General features: G+C 37.6%; 23 protein-coding genes. 22 read left to right on the top strand and 1 reads right to left on the bottom strand.

Annotated features, from left to right (window positions below; translation table 11 throughout):
* Positions 1 to 22: 22 nt before the first annotated feature.
* The 21 genes from rpmJ (at position 23) to T479_RS21675 (ending at position 16381) form a co-directional block, all read left to right on the top strand.
* Entirely contained in the window at positions 23 to 136 is a 114-nt protein-coding gene (gene rpmJ / locus T479_RS21780) for a 50S ribosomal protein L36 (protein ID WP_000868344.1), read from the top strand.
* Between the two features lie 24 nt (positions 137 to 160).
* Positions 161 to 526, top strand: coding sequence for a 30S ribosomal protein S13 (gene rpsM / locus T479_RS21775; RefSeq protein ID WP_024364357.1), 366 nt, complete (start codon positions 161 to 163; stop codon positions 524 to 526).
* Between the two features lie 25 nt (positions 527 to 551).
* Entirely contained in the window at positions 552 to 941 is a 390-nt protein-coding gene (gene rpsK, locus T479_RS21770) for a 30S ribosomal protein S11 (protein WP_004233731.1), read from the top strand.
* Positions 942 to 1080: 139 nt separating this feature from the next.
* On the top strand, positions 1081 to 2025 hold the full coding sequence (locus tag T479_RS21765; protein ID WP_004233733.1) for a DNA-directed RNA polymerase subunit alpha: 945 nt from the start codon (positions 1081 to 1083) through the stop codon (positions 2023 to 2025).
* A 56-nt stretch (positions 2026 to 2081) separates the two neighbouring features.
* Complete coding sequence (gene rplQ / locus T479_RS21760; protein WP_010860588.1) at positions 2082 to 2462, top strand: 50S ribosomal protein L17; 381 nt, start codon at positions 2082 to 2084, stop codon at positions 2460 to 2462.
* Between the two features lie 398 nt (positions 2463 to 2860).
* Positions 2861 to 3703, top strand: coding sequence for an energy-coupling factor ABC transporter ATP-binding protein (locus T479_RS21755; protein ID WP_025220838.1), 843 nt, complete (start codon positions 2861 to 2863; stop codon positions 3701 to 3703).
* Positions 3679 to 4551: an energy-coupling factor ABC transporter ATP-binding protein gene (locus T479_RS21750; protein ID WP_025220837.1), complete on the top strand. Its 873-nt coding sequence runs from the start codon at positions 3679 to 3681 to the stop codon at positions 4549 to 4551. The genes T479_RS21755 and T479_RS21750 overlap by 25 nt, the downstream gene beginning before the upstream one ends.
* Complete coding sequence (locus T479_RS21745) at positions 4548 to 5345, top strand: energy-coupling factor transporter transmembrane component T family protein (RefSeq protein WP_025220836.1); 798 nt, start codon at positions 4548 to 4550, stop codon at positions 5343 to 5345. The genes T479_RS21750 and T479_RS21745 overlap by 4 nt, the downstream gene beginning before the upstream one ends.
* 12 nt (positions 5346 to 5357) lie before the next feature.
* Positions 5358 to 6098 carry a tRNA pseudouridine(38-40) synthase TruA gene (gene truA / locus T479_RS21740; RefSeq protein WP_024364353.1) on the top strand — a complete coding sequence of 247 codons (741 nt, stop codon included), beginning with the start codon at positions 5358 to 5360 and terminating at the stop codon, positions 6096 to 6098.
* Between the two features lie 268 nt (positions 6099 to 6366).
* Positions 6367 to 6804 carry a 50S ribosomal protein L13 gene (rplM, locus tag T479_RS21735; RefSeq protein WP_024364352.1) on the top strand — a complete coding sequence of 146 codons (438 nt, stop codon included), beginning with the start codon at positions 6367 to 6369 and terminating at the stop codon, positions 6802 to 6804.
* Positions 6805 to 6829: 25 nt separating this feature from the next.
* Complete coding sequence (rpsI, locus tag T479_RS21730) at positions 6830 to 7222, top strand: 30S ribosomal protein S9 (protein ID WP_004233744.1); 393 nt, start codon at positions 6830 to 6832, stop codon at positions 7220 to 7222.
* Positions 7223 to 8151: 929 nt separating this feature from the next.
* Positions 8152 to 8406, top strand: coding sequence for a MurR/RpiR family transcriptional regulator (locus tag T479_RS21715; RefSeq protein WP_024364349.1), 255 nt, complete (start codon positions 8152 to 8154; stop codon positions 8404 to 8406).
* Between the two features lie 140 nt (positions 8407 to 8546).
* Positions 8547 to 9902, top strand: coding sequence for an ABC transporter substrate-binding protein (locus T479_RS21710; RefSeq protein ID WP_025220834.1), 1356 nt, complete (start codon positions 8547 to 8549; stop codon positions 9900 to 9902).
* A 217-nt stretch (positions 9903 to 10119) separates the two neighbouring features.
* Positions 10120 to 11004, top strand: coding sequence for a carbohydrate ABC transporter permease (locus T479_RS21705; RefSeq protein WP_038510026.1), 885 nt, complete (start codon positions 10120 to 10122; stop codon positions 11002 to 11004).
* 1 nt (position 11005) lies between these two features.
* A complete protein-coding gene (locus tag T479_RS21700; RefSeq protein WP_024364346.1) occupies positions 11006 to 11842 on the top strand; it encodes a carbohydrate ABC transporter permease in 837 nt (278 codons plus the stop codon).
* Between the two features lie 21 nt (positions 11843 to 11863).
* Entirely contained in the window at positions 11864 to 12001 is a 138-nt protein-coding gene (locus T479_RS23860; RefSeq protein ID WP_158497912.1) for a hypothetical protein, read from the top strand.
* Positions 12002 to 12108: 107 nt separating this feature from the next.
* Positions 12109 to 13212, top strand: a complete 1104-nt coding sequence (locus T479_RS21695; RefSeq protein ID WP_025220832.1) for a Gfo/Idh/MocA family protein — start codon at positions 12109 to 12111, stop codon at positions 13210 to 13212.
* 194 nt (positions 13213 to 13406) lie between these two features.
* Positions 13407 to 13853: a YxiG family protein gene (locus T479_RS21690; protein ID WP_025220831.1), complete on the top strand. Its 447-nt coding sequence runs from the start codon at positions 13407 to 13409 to the stop codon at positions 13851 to 13853.
* Positions 13854 to 13886: 33 nt separating this feature from the next.
* The gene (locus T479_RS21685; protein WP_025220830.1) at positions 13887 to 14363 is read left to right on the top strand and encodes a YxiG family protein; all 477 of its coding nucleotides are present in this window, start codon (positions 13887 to 13889) and stop codon (positions 14361 to 14363) included.
* 176 nt (positions 14364 to 14539) lie between these two features.
* Positions 14540 to 15253, top strand: a complete 714-nt coding sequence (locus T479_RS21680) for an N-acetylmuramoyl-L-alanine amidase (protein WP_024364341.1) — start codon at positions 14540 to 14542, stop codon at positions 15251 to 15253.
* 72 nt (positions 15254 to 15325) lie between these two features.
* Entirely contained in the window at positions 15326 to 16381 is a 1056-nt protein-coding gene (locus T479_RS21675; protein WP_024364340.1) for an iron-sulfur carrier protein/transcriptional regulator SalA, read from the top strand.
* Between the two features lie 51 nt (positions 16382 to 16432).
* Here the strand turns inward: T479_RS21675 and gerD are convergent, their stop codons facing one another.
* Positions 16433 to 17044, bottom strand: a complete 612-nt coding sequence (gene gerD / locus T479_RS21670) for a spore germination lipoprotein GerD (protein WP_024364339.1) — start codon at positions 17042 to 17044, stop codon at positions 16433 to 16435.
* A gap of 151 nt (positions 17045 to 17195) precedes the next feature.
* On the opposite strand from gerD, the gene T479_RS21665 reads away from it, so the two are divergent.
* The gene (locus T479_RS21665) at positions 17196 to 17870 is read left to right on the top strand and encodes a KinB-signaling pathway activation protein (protein ID WP_024364338.1); all 675 of its coding nucleotides are present in this window, start codon (positions 17196 to 17198) and stop codon (positions 17868 to 17870) included.
* The last annotated feature ends 1 nt before the right edge of the window (position 17871 follow it).

Below are 17871 nucleotides of genomic sequence, written 5' to 3'. Positions count from 1 at the left end.
ACTACTAAGGAGGTTAGGTTAGATGAAAGTGAGACCATCTGTGAAACCGATCTGCGAAAAATGTAAAGTAATTCGCCGACGCGGTAAAGTAATGGTAATCTGTGAAAATCCTAAACACAAACAAAAACAAGGTTGATTCTAAAGGAGGTGCACAACGTACATGGCACGTATTGCTGGTGTTGACATTCCTCGCGACAAACGCGTGGTAATTTCATTAACTTACATTTACGGTATTGGTAAAACTACAGCTCAGAAAGTATTAGCTGGCGCAGGTATTTCAGAAGATACACGCGTACGCGACTTAACTGAAGATCAGTTAAACCTAATCCGTGAACAATTAGATTCTTACAAACTTGAAGGTGACTTACGTCGCGAAACTTCATTAAACATTAAACGTCTGATGGAAATCGGTTCATTCCGTGGTATCCGTCACCGTCGTGGTTTACCTGTTCGTGGTCAAAATACGAAGAACAATGCGCGTACGCGTAAAGGTCCTCGTAAAACAGTTGCGAACAAGAAAAAATAATACGTAAAGGAGGTTCCTTCTTAACATGGCTCGTAAACAACAAACTCGTAAACGTCGTGTGAAAAAGAATATCGAATCTGGTATTGCACACATTCGTTCTACATTTAACAATACAATTGTAACGATTACAGATATGCAAGGTAACGCTGTATCTTGGTCAAGTGCTGGTGCTCTTGGTTTCCGTGGTTCACGTAAATCTACACCATTCGCTGCTCAAATGGCTGCAGAAACTGCTGCTAAAACATCCCTTGAACATGGTCTGAAAACGTTGGAAGTAACTGTTAAAGGTCCTGGTGCTGGTCGTGAAGCTGCAATTCGTGCACTTCAAGCTGCTGGTTTAGAAGTAACTGCTATTAAAGACGTTACTCCAGTTCCTCACAATGGTTGCCGTCCGCCAAAACGTCGTCGCGTGTAATGGGTGCTTCTCATAGTGTATGAGAACATCATTTTTTGTACAGACTGTCTTGTGCAGATAATAAACGATACGTCAATGACGATCGAATCTATGATGGAAAGAACCTATACATTCGATGTTTTGAAGGAGGGTAAATGAAATGATCGAAATTGAAAAACCAAAGATTGAAACGGTGGAGATCAGCGAAGATTCCAAATATGGAAAGTTTGTTGTAGAACCGCTTGAACGCGGATATGGAAACACTTTGGGTAATTCTTTACGTCGTATCCTTCTGTCTTCATTACCAGGAGCTGCTGTCACTTCAATCCAAATTGATGGCGTTCTTCACGAATTCTCAACTGTAGAAGGCGTTGTGGAAGATGTAGCTTCAATTATTTTGAACGTGAAAAAGCTTGCTCTTAAAATCTACTCTGACGAAGAAAAAGTTATTGAGATTGATGTAAAGGGCGATGGAACAGTTACGGCTGCTGACATTACACATGACAGTGACGTAGAAATTTTAAACCCAGATCTATATATTGCAACAATCGCTAAAAACGGTCATTTACGTATGCGTATGTACGCTCAACGCGGCCGTGGTTACACTCCTGCTGATCAAAACAAACGTGAGGATCTTCCTATCGGCGTGATCCCGATCGACTCTATTTACACTCCAGTATCACGCGTCAATTTCCAAGTGGAAAATACTCGTGTAGGTCAGTCTTCTGACTACGACAAACTTTCTCTTGATGTGTGGACAGATGGTAGCATCGGTCCGAAAGAGGCGATTTCGCTCGGAGCAAAAATTTTAACCGAGCATCTAAACATCTTCGTTGGCATGACAGATGAGGCTCAAACTGCTGAAATCATGGTCGAAAAAGAAGAAGATCAAAAAGAAAAAGTTTTAGAGATGACTATCGAAGAACTTGATCTTTCTGTTCGTTCTTACAACTGCTTAAAACGCGCTGGTATTAATACAGTACTAGAACTTGCGAATAAGTCAGAAGACGATATGATGAAAGTTCGTAACCTTGGACGTAAGTCATTAGAAGAGGTAAAAGCGAAGTTAGAAGAGCTTGGTTTAGGGTTACGCAAAGAAGACTAAGCGATTTAAACAAAACTTATAAGATCAGATATTTTTTATAAAGGAGGGAAACATCCATGGGTTACAGAAAACTTGGTCGTACAAGTTCTCAACGTAAAGCGATGTTACGTGACTTAGCTACTGATTTAATCATCAACGAGCGTATCGAAACTACTGAGGCTCGCGCTAAAGAAGTACGTAAAGCTGTTGAAAAAATGATTACTTTAGGTAAACGCGGAGATTTACATGCACGCCGTCAAGCTGCTGCATTCATCCGTCGTGAACTAGTAACAACTACTGACGAAGAAGGTAACGAAACAACTTCATTTGCGCTACAAAAGCTATTTGATGATGTTGCACCACGTTACGCAGAACGTCAAGGTGGTTACACTCGTATTCTTAAAGTAGGTCCTCGTCGTGGTGACGGTGCACCTGTTGTTGTGATTGAATTAGTTTAATCATAAGAGAAAACAAGTGGTGAAGAGGGTGGAACCACCACCCTCTTTCTTTATAAACGATTTATACGACAAATAATTAAGCTGAGCGTTATGATGAGCGGACACTGTTGTGTGGCGTCTCGTTTAGCTCTCCGCACCTCATTCAAAAGAGGCAAGGGCTTGAGCACCCGTGTTTCTTGTAAATGTAACGACTAGCGCATTTCTATCGAATGAGGTGCGCGCTTTTTTATTATTTTAATGAACAACGAAACAGCGCCAATTGATGGTGCTTTTTTTAATATAAAAGAATAAGCGCGTAGGCACTTTTCTTATACCGACATATTGATTGTAGTAGAATTCATACATAAAAAAGTGTAAGTTAGTTAGTATAGCTGAGCATGTAGAGAGGAGTTCTAGAAATGCCCGAAATTTTATCGTTAAATAATGTGACGTTTTCATATACACCTGAACAAGAGCTGCGAAATGCTGTTGAAAATGTAAGCTTTGCCGTCCAAGAAGGTGAGTGGATTGCCATCGTTGGTCATAATGGTTCTGGGAAATCTACGATCGCCAAATTAATGAATGGTTTATTATTCCCGCAACAAGGAGACGTTCGTATATTACGTGAAGTACTAAATGAAGATAACTTATGGGAATGCCGCTCACAAATGGGCATGGTGTTTCAAAATCCAGACAATCAATTTGTAGGGGCAACCGTACAAGATGATGTTGCCTTTGCGCTTGAAAATAACGGCATACCATTTGAAGAAATGGTAAAACGTGTACATGCCGCGTTGGAACAAGTGAAGATGAGTAACTTTGTGGATCATGAGCCACATCATTTATCGGGTGGACAGAAGCAACGTGTTGCAATTGCAGGGGCATTAGCACTGAAGCCAAAGTTGCTTATTTTAGATGAAGCCACATCTATGTTAGACCCACAAGGCCGTGTTGAAGTATTACAAACTGTCCAAACATTACGTGCAGAAACAGGGCTAACGGTGATATCGATTACCCATGATTTAGAGGAAGCCATGTTGGCTGATCGTATACTATTTATGAACGATGGTAAGAAGTTTGCGGAAGGATCACCTGCTGAAATTTTTTCACTGGGGGACAAGTTAACGGAGCTAGGGCTTGATTTACCATTTGCCATGAAGTTATCAAAGCTATTGCAAAAGGAAGGTGTTTCGTTAATGGGACAACATATGACAGAAGAAGAGTTGGTGAATGATTTATGGACATCAAACTTCAACAAGTAAGCTATGCTTATTCTCAAGGCACACCTTTTGAAAAACGGGCATTATTCGATGTCAATTTTGAAATTCCATCCCATACGTACCAAGCAATTATTGGACATACGGGTTCCGGTAAATCGACCATTCTTCAACATTTTAATGCACTGTTAAAGCCAACAACGGGCATTGTGCAATTAGGCGATCGCATAGTGGAGGCAGGTAAAAAAGCAAAGGATTTAAAAGCAGTTCGCCAACGTGTGGGTATTGTATTTCAATTTCCAGAGCATCAGTTGTTTGAAGAAACGGTATTAAAGGATATTATGTTCGGGCCAATGAACTTTGGTGTATCTGCAACAGAGGCTGAGGCGCGTGCTAGAGAACTTGTCCGTCTAGTTGGCTTACCTGAAAATGTGCTGGAAAAGTCACCATTTGATTTATCTGGCGGACAAATGCGACGTGTGGCCATAGCGGGTGTTTTAGCAATGGAGCCAGAAGTTATTGTTTTAGATGAACCAACAGCTGGGCTAGACCCCCGTGGTCAAAAGGAAATTATGGATATGTTTTATACATTACATCAAGAGCGTAATTTAACAACAATTCTTGTGACACACAGTATGGAAGATGCAGCTCGTTATGCGGACAATCTTATCATTATGCATGAGGGCAAAAATGTACTGAGTGGAACACCGCGAGAGATTTTTAAGGATATTGAGACATTGAAACAATTTCGTTTAGAGCCGCCTCGGATTGTGCGCTTTCAACAAAAAGTTGAAAAGATGATTAATACATCTTTGGCAAAGGTCTGTTTAACTGAAGAGGAGCTAGCGATTGAAATGGCTCGATTATTGAGAGAGGAGCGTGCAGAGTCATGATGGAGAAAATGATATTCGGGCGCTTCCTGCCAGGAGATTCTCCTGTTCATAAGCTTGACCCACGTTCGAAACTCGTTTTCGTATTTGCATTTATCATTATCGTATTTTTAGCGAATAATACGATAACATATGCAATGCTCTTAGCTTTTACGTTATTCATTGTTTTAGTATCGCGTATACGCTTGTATTTTTTAATAAATGGACTAAAGCCGGTGCTGTTTTTAATGGCGTTTACATTTTTACTGCATATTTTTATGACCAAGGAAGGCGACCTACTATTTCATTGGAAGTTTATCTCCATCTATGAGGGCGGTGTTCGCCAAGGGATTTATATTTCCACACGTTTCCTTGTACTAGTGTTTATGACATCCATTTTAACGCTGACAACATCACCAATTTCCATTACAGATGGGATTGAAGTATTGCTCAATCCATTGAAAAAAATCAAGGTTCCTGTCCACGAGCTAGCATTAATGATGTCCATTTCACTGCGCTTTATTCCAACGTTGATGGATGAGACAGATAAAATTATGAAGGCGCAAATGGCGCGTGGTTCGGATTTATCTTCCGGCCCAATAAAAGACCGAATTAAAGCCGTTGTTCCATTGTTAGTACCGCTCTTTGTAAGTGCCTTTAAACGTGCAGAGGACTTAGCAACCGCGATGGAGGTACGAGGATATCGAGGTGGCGAGGGCCGTACGCGTTATCGACAGCTCAAATGGGATATGGGCGATACATTTGCGCTTGCATTACTCGCGGCAATGGCGGTTTTATTATTTTTCTATAGAAGTTAAAGGAGTAGCTTGATGCGACGATTAAAAGCAATTATTAGTTATGATGGAACGCAATTTTCTGGTTATCAAGTGCAACCAGGAGAGCGTACAGTACAAGCTGAAGTAGAGCGTGTACTTGCCGTTATGCATAAAGGTAACAAGGTCAAAGTAACAGCAAGTGGTCGCACGGATGCAAGAGTACATGCAACTGGACAAACACTGCATTTTGATACGCCGCTTACAATACCGGTAGAAAAATACATGAAGGCGTTAAATGTACAGCTTCCTAGAGATATTCGTGTCTTATCCATTGAGGAAGTGGCAGCTGACTTTCATGCGCGTTATAGTGTAACAGGAAAACGCTATCGCTATATATGGTCGTGTGAGCCTGTACAAAGCCCGTTTCGTCGATATTACACAGTAGAGACCAATGGGGTTAAACCAGACGTTACAGCGATGCAGGAGGCGGCTAAGGCGATTATCGGGACACATGATTTCTCATGCTTCTGTGCAGCGAATACAAGTGTCCAAGATAAAGTGCGAACTGTTCATAAGCTCGATTTTGAATGGCATGGTGAAGAGCTACATATGGTGATTGAAGGTAGTGGCTTCTTATACAATATGGTACGCATAATTGCCGGAACTTTATGGGAAGTGGGCATAGGACGTCGAGAAGTGCAAAATGTCGAGCTAGTCGTTGCTTCAATGAATCGCGATAAGGCTGGCAAAACGGCGCCACCACAAGGTTTATACCTTGAAAAAGTGTTTTATTAAGGTCGATTGTTTAATAGAATATGGTATGTTTTAGAGAAGCGGCAATTCGCTTTAAAGAGAAAAAATATTAGGTGGAAAGGGACAATGTAAATGCCAAACGTTACCCTGTACAACTTCACCAGGTGTTTAATGAAATTACTTGACTTTAAAAGTCATTCATTATATGATAACAGATGGTATTTTCATTACCACCACAAATAAGCCCCGAAACTTATAGTGTAGACTAATGAAAAATAACGGTAATCGAATCGATTAGGAGGATATATACATGCGTACAACATTCATGGCTAAAGGTCACGAAGTAGACCGTAAATGGTTAGTAGTTGATGCAGAAGGCCAAACTCTTGGACGTTTAGCTTCTGAAGTAGCTGCAATCTTACGTGGTAAACATAAACCAACATTCACACCAAACGTTGACACAGGTGATCACGTAATCATCATCAACGCTGACAAAATCCATTTAACTGGTAACAAATTAGAGGGTAAACTTTACCGTCACCACACTCAATTTGCGGGTGGTTTAAAAACTCGTACTGCTGGCGAAATGTTAGAAAAGTACCCAACACGTATGATCGAATTAGCTGTAAAAGGGATGCTTCCTAAAAACTCTTTAGGTCGTAAAATGTTCGGTAAACTTAACGTTTACACTGGAACTGAGCACCCACATGCTGCACAAAAACCAGAAGCATATGAGCTTCGCGGATAATATAAATTAAGAGGAGGATATTACTTTGGCACAAGTTCAATACATCGGCACTGGTCGCCGTAAAAGCTCTGTAGCTCGCGTACGTTTAGTACCAGGTACAGGTAAAATTGTTATCAACAAACGTGAAATCGAAGAATACGTACCATTCGCTGCATTACGTGAAGTAATTAAACAACCATTAGTAGCTACTGAAACTACAGGAAGCTATGATATCCACGTAAACGTTAACGGTGGTGGATACACTGGTCAAGCTGGAGCTGTACGTCATGGTATCGCTCGTGCTCTACTTCAAGTAGACCCAGATTTCCGTGCTGCACTTAAATCAGCTGGATTACTTACTCGTGATTCACGCATGAAAGAACGTAAAAAACCAGGTCTACGCGGCGCTCGTCGTGCACCTCAGTTCTCAAAACGTTAATCAACCGATTCTATACGTTTTCAAAACCCTTTCCCACTTTTGTGGGGGAGGGTTTTTTGTGTTTAGAAAATTGTTTAGAAAATTGAATTATTAGAAATATTGAAAAATATTAGCTACCTTTAGTAAAATCTAAAAAAAGAATAGTAGATGCTAAGCATTTAGGGATTTAAAAATTACATAGACAAAGGATGTGAAAATGTTCTTATGAATATGGAAAAAAAGCAAGACCTTGCTTTTAAGTTTATTCTCGCCTACTTTATCGTTTTCATTATCTTAAAAGAAATATTTACTTTTTCAAGGCTGGTTAATTATTCCGTACCCATCATTGGAGTCCTCATCGCAGCATTTTTACGTTATAAATTGAAATATAAAAAATCCGAATAACTTATTTAAAATTTAGAACACATCGTTAAAATCTACGTGTTGACCCTCTGTTTGGATTACGTTTATTTCTGCATTTACATTTTTCATGAATAAACAAATAGACAAGGATGTGGAAACATTCTTATGAATATGGAAAAGAAGCGAGACGTTGCTGCAAAGTGTTTACTAGTATGCTTTGTTATTTTTAATTTCTTAACTACTGAAATTTTTGCTACATCAAAACAGTTTAGATATACAGGCTACTTCATTTGTTTCCTCATTGCTTTATTTTTACGCAATAAATTTAAAGATAAAAAATCGGACTAATATATAAAAGTACAAAAACCATCTTTCAAAACTTTTTTAGTGTTTGAGGGGTGGTTTTTGGTGTTTACATTACTTGTAATAGCGTTGAGACAAACAACTATTATCTGAAATATATTCAAAATGTATTAATGAAAATTTTTTTCATACAATTCTAATTATTGAAAATTATTTCTTTTTATATTATTTTAATTTTGAAAGCACTTTTATGTAATGAATGTTTAGATAGGGGGTGTATACATATGAATCTTTTGGATAGAATGCGAGATCAATTTCATTCCTTTACGGAAAAAGAACAAGTTATTGCGAGTTACATCATTCAGAGAACAAGCATACAGAATGAAAATATAACTGTATTGGCAAAAGAATTGAATACTTCACCTGCAACTATAACTCGCTTTTGTAAAAAGGTAGGCTGTAAAAGTTTTATTGAGATGAAGATGGAGTTAGAAAGAGGAGCTGCTATACACAAAAGTTTAAACAATCAACGAACATAAAAATGTATCTTAATTTGTCTGGAACTTTGGCTTGGGCATTTTTCATCCGTAAATTTATGGGCATATGGTGTGAAAACAATTGTTGATGAAAGCGTTTTAATCGTTTTAAATAATACTACGAAAAAGTGAGGTTAAGCAAAATGAAAAAAATATTATTCTGCTCAATACTACTTATTTCAATTATTATAGCAGCGGGCTGTAAATCTAAAAGTGAAAGTGAAGCGACAGAATCCTCTGAAGAAGCATCGGTAGAATCCTCCGAAGAATTATCAGGAGATATTGTGATGTGGCATTCATTTACACAAGGACCTAGACTAGAAAGCATACAAAAAACAGCAGATCAATTTATGAAGGATCATCCAAAAGTAAACATAAAAATTGAAACATTTTCATGGAATGATTTTTATACAAAATGGACAACAGGTTTAAACTCAGGAAATGTACCGGACATAAGCACAGCCCTACCTAATCAAGTTATAGAGATGGTAAATTCAGATGCATTAATCCCGCTCAACGATACGATTGACACAATAGGTAAAGAAAAATTCAATAGCAATGCATTAGATGAAGCAAAAGTGCAAGACAACTACTTTTCAATACCACTGTACTCACATGCACAAGTAATGTGGGTTAGAACTGACTTATTGGAAAAATATAATTTAGAAGTGCCCAAAACTTGGGATCAATTATATGAAGCAAGTAAGAAAATGAAGGAAGACGGAGTTTATGGAGTATCTGTTCCGATGGGGACGAATGATTTTATGGCGACAAGATTCCTCAACTTTTATGTAAGAAGTGCTGGCGGAAGCTTACTAACGAAAGATTATAAAGCTGATTTAACAAGTAAGATTGCACAGGACGGTATTAAATACTGGATTAAAATGTATGAAGAAATATCCCCGAAAGACTCCTTAAACTTCAATGTTTTACAACAAGCTACGTTATTTTACCAAGGAAAAACAGCATTTGATTTCAACTCAGGTTTCCATATTGGTGGCGTTCAAGCTAATAGCCCACAATTGTTAAATTCTATTGATGCGTACCCTATTCCAAAAGTAAATGAAGCTGATCCTGATTATGGGATTGAAACATCCAACGTACCTTTGGTTATTTGGAAAAACTCAAAGCACGCTGATGTCGCGAAGGCATTTTTAGAAAAGCTATTTGAAGAGGGCAACTATCTTGAGTTTTTAGATGCAACACCTGTCGGCATGTTACCAACGATTGATAATGTTACAGATAATCCTGCTTATAAGGAGAATGAAATAAGAAAGCAATTTGAACATGCTGAAGAGGTAATTACTAAAGCTGTAAAAGAAGGAACAGCTATTGGCTATGAGAATGGTCCAAGTGTTCAAGCGGGTATTATGACGAACAGACATATTATTGAAGAAATGTTCCAAGATATTATTTCAAATGGCACAGATCCGATGGAAGCAGCGAAAAAAGCGGAAATGAAGCTCAATGATCTATTCGAAACAGTAGCTGTGAATTAGAAGAAAGTATAAGTAGGCGACGACTCAAGTGGGACAAGCAAGGAAAGAAAAATCTGCGGCTAAGTTAGCAAGAATGCGGCTCTGCTTGCTCACAATCGTCTGCCGATTTTCAATAGACATGTTGGAAAGAAAAATGGAGTTGAATGTTCGTTGGACATAGTAGTCACGCAAAAGTAAAAAGGCGTTTCACTTTTTGCTTTAAAAGAAAGGAGTCAATATGCTAATAAAGAAATTTGATTACGCCCGCTGGCTATTTGTAATGCCAGCAATAATAATTGTCGGTTTACTATTTGTCTACCCATTTTTATCTAGTATTTATTTCAGCTTTACAACGAAAAATTTATTATCATCGAACTATCAATTTGTCGGTCTTGAGAATTATAGAAAAGTATTAGCTGACCCAGATTTTTGGAACTCATTTTTTAATTCATTAAAATGGACTTTCTTTTCTTTAGTCGGTCAAGTTTTAGTTGGCTTTATTTTAGCTCTAGCTATACATAGAATAAAGCGATTTAAATGGTTATATCGAACACTGCTTATTATACCTTGGGCATTTCCAACGATAGTTATCGCCTTTTCATGGCAATGGATATTAAACGGAGTGTACGGTTATTTGCCAAATTTAATCGTCAAATTAGGATTGATGAATAATCCACCTGCATTTTTTACTGATAGTACGTGGGCGTTTGTTTGTTTAGTAGGAATCAATATTTGGTTTGGTGCACCTTTAATCATGGTGAATGTATTATCGGCATTACAAACCGTTCCTCAAGAACAATTTGAAGCGGCTAGAATTGATGGTGCTTCCTCTTGGCAAGTATTTAGGTTTATCACGTTACCCCATATTCGGGTAGTCATTGGCTTATTAGTCGTATTAAGAACAATATGGATTTTTAACAACTTCGATATTGTGTACTTACTAACAGGAGGGGGACCTTCAAATGCCACAACGACACTCCCTATCTTTGCCTATAACCTTGGTTGGGGAACACAGCTATTAGGACGTTCCTCTGCAGTAACGGTATTGCTATTTTTATTCCTTTTAACAATTTGTTTACTTTATTTCTATATTATTAGGAAATGGGAAAAGGAGTCGAAATAAAATGGTTAAAAATAAAAAAACAATTGTAAGTTCGTTTCTGTCTCATGCTTTGCTAATAATAGCTACTATTCTTGCCGTATTCCCTTTAGTATGGATTTTCCTCTCCTCGGTTAAAGGCAAAGGTGAGTTAACGCAATTCCCAACAAGATTTTTTCCAAAGGACTTTACATTAGAGTATTTTATCCACGTAATTAGAGATTTACATTTTATAGATAATATCAAAAATAGTGTGTTAATCTCTTTAAGTACAACGGTCATTGCTATTATTATTTCCTCAACCGCAGCGTATGGAATAGTGAGATTTTTTCCGAAATTGGGTTCGATTATGTCGAAATTATTAATCACTACCTATATATTCCCACCTATATTATTAGCCATTCCATACTCTTTAGTAATGGCAACCATTGGTCTAAGTAATAGTCTAATTGGTTTAATTATCGTTTATCTATCATTTAGTGTCCCGTATGCGGTATGGCTATTAGTTGGGTTTTTTCAAACAGTACCCATTGGCATAGAAGAGTCTGCCCAGATTGACGGAGCAAATAAATTTACTATATTTTTTAGAGTTGTGTTACCTATCGTAGCTCCTGGGATTGTTGCTACGGCCATTTATACGTTTATCAATGCATGGAATGAATTTTTGTATGCCTTAATCTTAATTAATGATACTAGCAAAATGACCGTTGCAGTTGCTTTAAGATCATTAAACGGTTCGGAAATTTTGGATTGGGGAGATATGATGGCAGCTTCTGTCATCGTTGTGTTGCCATCGATTATCTTTTTCATTTTTATTCAAAATAAAATTGCAAGTGGGCTTTCGGAAGGTGCCGTTAAATAATTAGATGGAGGTGTTATTTTAATGTTTAAAGTCGGAACATTTAAAATAATGATTATCGTATTATTTTTCGTTTTTAGTACTTTAGGAAGTGCTCCAGTATATGCGAAAGATAGTTCAAATCCTGCTAAATTAGTTTATCAGACAGATAATGGGATATGAGAAATATGATTCTTGGTCGCGCAATGAGCTGCATTTAAAGAACGTTTTAAAGTTTGAAATATTAACATTGGAAGATATATATCAATAATAATTAGGAGGGAATACTCGTGGTGAATTATGCAATAGTGGGTACTGGATACTTTGGTGCGGAATTAGGAAGGTCCATTCTAAAAAACAAGGATGCTAACATTGTTGCCATTTATGATCCTGAGAATGCTAAAGAGGTAAGTGTAGAGTTAAAGGCAGAGGTTTCAACCTCCTTGGATGACTTAGTAACAAGAGAAGATGTGGATTGTGTTGTTGTAGCTTCGCCAAATTATTTGCATAAGGAGCCGGTTGTGAAGGCTGCTGAAAATGGCAAACATGTATTTTGTGAAAAACCTATCGCTTTATGCTATGAAGATTGTAAAGACATGGTAGAAGCTTGTAAAAAGAATAACGTGATATTTTTTGCTGGTCATATTATGAATTTCTTCAATGGTGTGCAGTATGCAAAGAAACTAATCAATGGTGGAGAAATCGGGGATATTTTGTTTTGTCATGCGGCAAGAAATGGTTGGGAAGAAAAGCAGCCGGAAGTGTCTTGGAAAAAAATAAGAGAGAAATCAGGTGGGCATTTATATCATCATATTCACGAATTAGATTGTATTCAATTTATTATGGGGGGGCTCCCTCAAAAAGCAACAATGATTGGCGGAAACGTTGCTCATAGAGGTGAGCATTTTGGAAATGAAGATGATATGATTTTTGTCAATTTAGAATTTGAGAATAAAAAGTTTGCGCTACTAGAATGGGGTTCAGCATTTCGATATGGCGAACATTATGTTTTAATCCAAGGAACAAAGGGATACATAAAATTGGATATGTACAATGTAAAAGGAACGTTAAAGGTGGATGGCAAAGAGAAGCATTTTCTTATCCATGAAACACAAGAAGAAGATGACGATCGGACAAGAATTTATAATAGTTCCGAAATGGATGGTGCTATCCAATATGGGAAACCAGGGAAAAGAACGCCTTTATGGCTTTCTTCTGTAATAGACAAAGAAATGAAGTACTTACATCAAGTGCTACAAGGAGCGGAAGTAAGCGAGGAGTTTCAAAAACTTTTAAACGGACAAGCCGCTTTAGAAGCCATTGCAACAGCGGATGCTTGTACACTTTCAATGATGGAAGATCGAAAAGTAGGGCTTTCGGAAATTGTAAAGTAGACAGAAAGCCTGTGATGTCGAGCAGAGGCTTTTAGTGAAATACTTGGCAGGTGTTTTTTGAAATAGAATTAACACGGGAAAGGATGTGGAAGTTTCCTATGACTATGCAGAAGAGAAAGATTGCTACAAAGTATTTGCTCGCATGCTTCATTATTTTTTATGTCATAAAAAGGATTATAAAGTAGGGAGACACTATGGTTAGTGAAAAAATATTCAAAGAAATAGAATCACTTTTATTTACAGAAGCTGAGTTTGGAGCACTTTTTGATATTCAAATCGATTATTTAAAGGAAACTGTCAGATTAGATGTGCTTAGTACAAGCAGAAAACGTATTAAAAAGACAATACTATTATTTGAGCAAGTACTTTCTTTGTACGTGTGTAAGTCTGAGGATGCAGAAGACTTTCGTTTAAACGAGCTAAATGATACAGCCGATGCATTATTATCAGAAATCAGCTACCACCCCTATGGCTTCGGTAAAATTAAAGCGGAGACCATAAGTGCAAAATTTAAAGGTAACAAAGAAATTACTTCAAATACTAATTTATATTTTCAAGTAAACAATAAAGATTATTTCTTTTTGGAAGCGAATCGTTTAGTCATCAATAATAAAGTGTTTAATAATTTGTTAGTTCCTTAAAAAACGTGAATTCTTTTAAATGAAGGAGATATTATGGAACATGAAAAAATAATGGAGGAAATTCAAACACTACTATCGGAAGAAACAGCGTTCGGTGTGGTGACGAATGTCGATATCGGTTATTTTGGAGAAACCGTTAAATTAGTTGTCGCTAAAAAATACAAACAAGAAGTGTTGAAAAAGGTTGTTTTCTTTGAACAAGTACTTTCCCTATACATGTGTCAGCTTGAAGATATAGAGGGATTCCGTTTAAATGACTACGATTATGGAGATGAGTTATTGCTAACAGGAATCAGTTATCATCCAGATGGCTTTGACAAAATTACAATCGAAAGTTTAGATTCTGAATTAAAAGGCATTGAAGAAATTTCATCTACTACAAATTTTAGCTTCCACATCAACAATAAAGATTATTTCTTTATAGAAGCGAATCGTTTAGTTTTTGAGGGCAAGGTTTTTAAAGATTTAATTGCTCCAGAAAATAAGCTGAAATGGGAAGATGAAAGTTAATTGTCTATAGGAAGATGCGATTGTACGCTGTAATGCAAGAAGTACATTAGAGGCCTTCATTAATTAAATAAAAATTTTCAAACTCTCAAGCCAATTGTTTGGGAGTTTTTTGTTTACTTTCTAGCATAGTTCCAACACGAACTTCGTACACTATAACTAAAGGGTGGTGGATATGGGTGAAGCGCTGGCTTGCACTAGGAGTAATTATGCTAATGAGTATAGTGGTCGTGGCATATGAAACGAATGCTTCGGACCGCAACTTCTTCTTACCTGACCCACTTGGTGGCACGAAAATTGTCATTGATGCGGGACATGGTGGTCAGGATGGAGGTGCTTCAAAGGGCGAAGTAATTGAAAAGGACATTACACTTGCAATTGCTCAGCACGTGGAGAAGCAATTAAAGAAGAAGGGCGCAACAGTCGTGATGACGCGTACACAGGATGGAGATGTTATTGATGAACACGCGCCATCAGAAAAATTTGGCACACTAAGGGAACGCAAAAAGCAAGATATCTTTTTAAGGAAGGATATTGTTGCAAAAGAACAGCCGAATATTTTTATTACGATTCATGCCAATGCAATTCCAGAGACAAAATGGCGTGGAGCACAGGTGTTTTATCATAAAGACGGACATGCTGATGGGGAATTGCTAGCCAATAGCATTCAGCAATCGATTCGTACGAAATTACAAAATACCGATCGGGAAGCGTTAGCAATTAAACAAATCTACTTGCTGAAAAAAGCGGAAGTACCTGCCGCATTAGTCGAGACTGGATTTATCAGTAATGATGAGGAACGTGCGCTATTAGTCGATAAAAAATATCAAGAAAAAATGGCGGATGCTATCGTTGAAGGTATTGAAGACTACTTACTTGGGAAAATTGAATAGAGCAACAGCTACTATGTAAATCAAAGCATTATGATATACTAACATTGACAGAAAATAAGGGGAGTGTTCGTCGTGATAACAGAACAACAAGTGCGAGAAATACTGGGACAACTACAAGATCCATTTTTACATAAATCATTAGCAGAAACTGACGGTATTACAAATGTGGCAATTAAAGAAGAAAAAAACCATGTCAGTGTAAAAATTGCGATTGCTAAAACAAATACACCGGAGCAAATGCAACTTCAAATGAAGATTGTAGATGTATTAAAAGAAGCGGGAGCTAACACGGTTGGTATTCGCTTTGAAGAATTATCAGCAGAAAAATTACAAAGTTTCCGTGGCACAGCAACAGAAGCTGAAGCGCAAGATATTTTATCACCACTAAGTACAGTACAAGTGATTTCAATTGCTTCCGGGAAAGGTGGCGTAGGGAAATCTACAGTATCTGTTAACTTAGCGGTAGCGCTAGCCCGTCTAGGAAAAAAAGTAGGTTTAATTGATGCTGATATTTATGGATTCAGTGTACCTGACATGATGGGTGTTACAGATATGCCAAAGGTAGTAGACAATCGTATTTTCCCAGTTGACCGTTTTGGTGTAAAAGTGATCTCAATGGGATTCTTCGTTGAAAATAATGCACCAATCGTTTGGCGTGGACCAATGCTAGGGAAAGTATTAGATCAATTCTTCCGCGATGTAGAATGGGGCGAGCTGGACTATCTTCTATTAGACTTACCACCAGGAACAGGTGATGTAGCTTTAGACATTCATCAAATGTTACCTTCTTCAAAAGAAATTGTTGTAACTACGCCTCACCCAACAGCAGCATTTGTTGCCGCTCGTGCAGGGGCAATGGCTCTACAAACTGACCATGAAATTCTAGGTGTTATTGAAAATATGGCATGGTTTGAGTCGAAATCAGGGGAACGTGAATTTGTATTTGGTCAAGGTGGCGGTGCAAAATTAACAGAAGAGCTACGTACAGAGCTACTTGGACAAATTCCACTTGGTCAGCCAGATTGGACGGATGAGGAATTTGCGCCTTCCGTGTATGCAGAAAAGCATCCAACAGGACAAACGTATATCAATATTGCGACGAAAATCATTCAAAAATTAAATAAATAAACAAAAAAGATTTCCTCAAATTGCTGAGGAAATCTTATTTGTTTTGTGAAGTTATTGGCCGCTCTGCTTTTTTTCTTTATCTGAGCTGCCGCCACCGTCAGCGCTAGCCTCTTTTTTGTTGCCGCTCTCAGATGAAGTACTCTCACCACTTTTTTTGATAAGCTCCAGCCATTTCGCCTGCATTAGTGGACTTTCAATCGTTTCCTTTACGACTTCCTCCATTTGCTTGCGCAAAGTAGAGGATTTTAAAATCGTCTCCATTTGCTTTTGCATATCAGGCTGACCAAAGAATGATTCCAAATCCTTTTGGTAAGTAGGATCTTTCATGAGTTCCTTCATAATATCCTGTTGTTGCTTTTGCATACTTTTGGCTACAGTTTCTTTGAATTTTGGATCTTCAAAAGTCTTTTTCCAAAAATCCTCTGCTTCTTTTGAAAGCAATGTTTCCTCTGTCGCCTTTTTTACTTCGTCATGTTCTAATATCAATAATTCACGAAAACTCGGCTCCTCTAAAAGCTGTCGCAACGCCTTTTTACCATCCTCTGTTTGTAGAGAGTCAATCATAATTTTTTTTATCTCATCATAAGACATGGTAGAGGTTTTATCTTGTGAACAGGCAGCAAGAAAAAGCGTTAAAATCAGTAATAAAGTCAATTTTCGCATGTAACATCAGCCCTTTCTATAGATAGACTCTTTCAATTATTGTTCACATTTATGATGACTTTATGTATTGCTTGCGAAGAGAAATAGCTTTTTTAACAATGCATTGTTAAAATGATTACAGATATATGAAGAAATTGGGGGACTTTGAGTTGTGACGATACGAAATTGGGCAAAGTTTTTCTTCTTTGCAATGCTCGTTGGTGGCGTAGTCAACGGAATTTTTAGTTTATTTATTCGATGGAGCTTCTTTCAACCATATGTAGCAAATGGTCAATGGGGTGAATTTTTCGCAGGGCTTTTATGGATGGTATTCCTAGGGTTTACAATGAGTGTTATTGCACAAGCAGGGTTTTTCGCCTATCTAACACTGCATCAAGTAGGTGTTAACATTTTTAGAACGCTAACGCTATGGAATTGGGTACAGCTATTATTGATTGCTGTTACCATCTTTGATATTGTGTTCTTCCGTTTTGTACCGGGTGTTAAAGATGGACAAAGCTGGGTATTCTATTTGGGACTTTTAATCGTTTTAATTTTTGCATCAGTAGCAACAGCCATGCAAAAAGTGAAAATGACTGGAAAAAAACATGTTTTAGTGTCCGCATTATTTTTTATGATTGTTATTACAACCTTAGAGTGGACAATCGCATTAATGGGACGTGATGAAAATATTAACGAATATGTTGCCTTATTATTATTCCCATTACTAGCTGTAAATGCATATCAATTATTAGTATTACCAAAATACAATGCAAAATCTGACGAAGATCGCCGAAAATTAGAAGAGCGTCGAAAAGCTCGCCTTAATCAAGCAAAAAATGCATAAT

Source organism: Lysinibacillus sphaericus, assembly GCF_000600105.1.
Classification (GTDB): Bacteria; Bacillota; Bacilli; order Bacillales_A; family Planococcaceae; genus Lysinibacillus; species Lysinibacillus sphaericus.
This window is presented reverse-complemented; position numbering and strand designations above follow the sequence as displayed.

Excerpts from the sequence above, each read along its gene's own strand:
- truA (WP_024364353.1), top strand. The coding sequence starts at position 5,358 with ATGCGACGATTAAAAGCAATTATTAGTTATGATGGAACGCAATTTTCT.
- rpmJ (WP_000868344.1), top strand. The coding sequence starts at position 23 with ATGAAAGTGAGACCATCTGTGAAACCGATCTGCGAAAAATGTAAAGTA.
- T479_RS21715 (WP_024364349.1), top strand. The coding sequence starts at position 8,152 with ATGAATCTTTTGGATAGAATGCGAGATCAATTTCATTCCTTTACGGAA.
- rpsM (WP_024364357.1), top strand. The coding sequence starts at position 161 with ATGGCACGTATTGCTGGTGTTGACATTCCTCGCGACAAACGCGTGGTA.
- rplQ (WP_010860588.1), top strand. The coding sequence starts at position 2,082 with ATGGGTTACAGAAAACTTGGTCGTACAAGTTCTCAACGTAAAGCGATG.
- T479_RS21690 (WP_025220831.1), top strand. The coding sequence starts at position 13,407 with ATGGTTAGTGAAAAAATATTCAAAGAAATAGAATCACTTTTATTTACA.
- T479_RS21750 (WP_025220837.1), top strand. The coding sequence starts at position 3,679 with ATGGACATCAAACTTCAACAAGTAAGCTATGCTTATTCTCAAGGCACA.
- T479_RS21745 (WP_025220836.1), top strand. The coding sequence starts at position 4,548 with ATGATGGAGAAAATGATATTCGGGCGCTTCCTGCCAGGAGATTCTCCT.
- T479_RS21755 (WP_025220838.1), top strand. The coding sequence starts at position 2,861 with ATGCCCGAAATTTTATCGTTAAATAATGTGACGTTTTCATATACACCT.
- T479_RS21705 (WP_038510026.1), top strand. The coding sequence starts at position 10,120 with ATGCTAATAAAGAAATTTGATTACGCCCGCTGGCTATTTGTAATGCCA.
- rplM (WP_024364352.1), top strand. The coding sequence starts at position 6,367 with ATGCGTACAACATTCATGGCTAAAGGTCACGAAGTAGACCGTAAATGG.
- gerD (WP_024364339.1), bottom strand. The coding sequence starts at position 17,044 with ATGCGAAAATTGACTTTATTACTGATTTTAACGCTTTTTCTTGCTGCC.
- rpsK (WP_004233731.1), top strand. The coding sequence starts at position 552 with ATGGCTCGTAAACAACAAACTCGTAAACGTCGTGTGAAAAAGAATATC.
- T479_RS21765 (WP_004233733.1), top strand. The coding sequence starts at position 1,081 with ATGATCGAAATTGAAAAACCAAAGATTGAAACGGTGGAGATCAGCGAA.
- T479_RS21685 (WP_025220830.1), top strand. The coding sequence starts at position 13,887 with ATGGAACATGAAAAAATAATGGAGGAAATTCAAACACTACTATCGGAA.
- T479_RS23860 (WP_158497912.1), top strand. The coding sequence starts at position 11,864 with ATGTTTAAAGTCGGAACATTTAAAATAATGATTATCGTATTATTTTTC.
- T479_RS21700 (WP_024364346.1), top strand. The coding sequence starts at position 11,006 with ATGGTTAAAAATAAAAAAACAATTGTAAGTTCGTTTCTGTCTCATGCT.
- T479_RS21710 (WP_025220834.1), top strand. The coding sequence starts at position 8,547 with ATGAAAAAAATATTATTCTGCTCAATACTACTTATTTCAATTATTATA.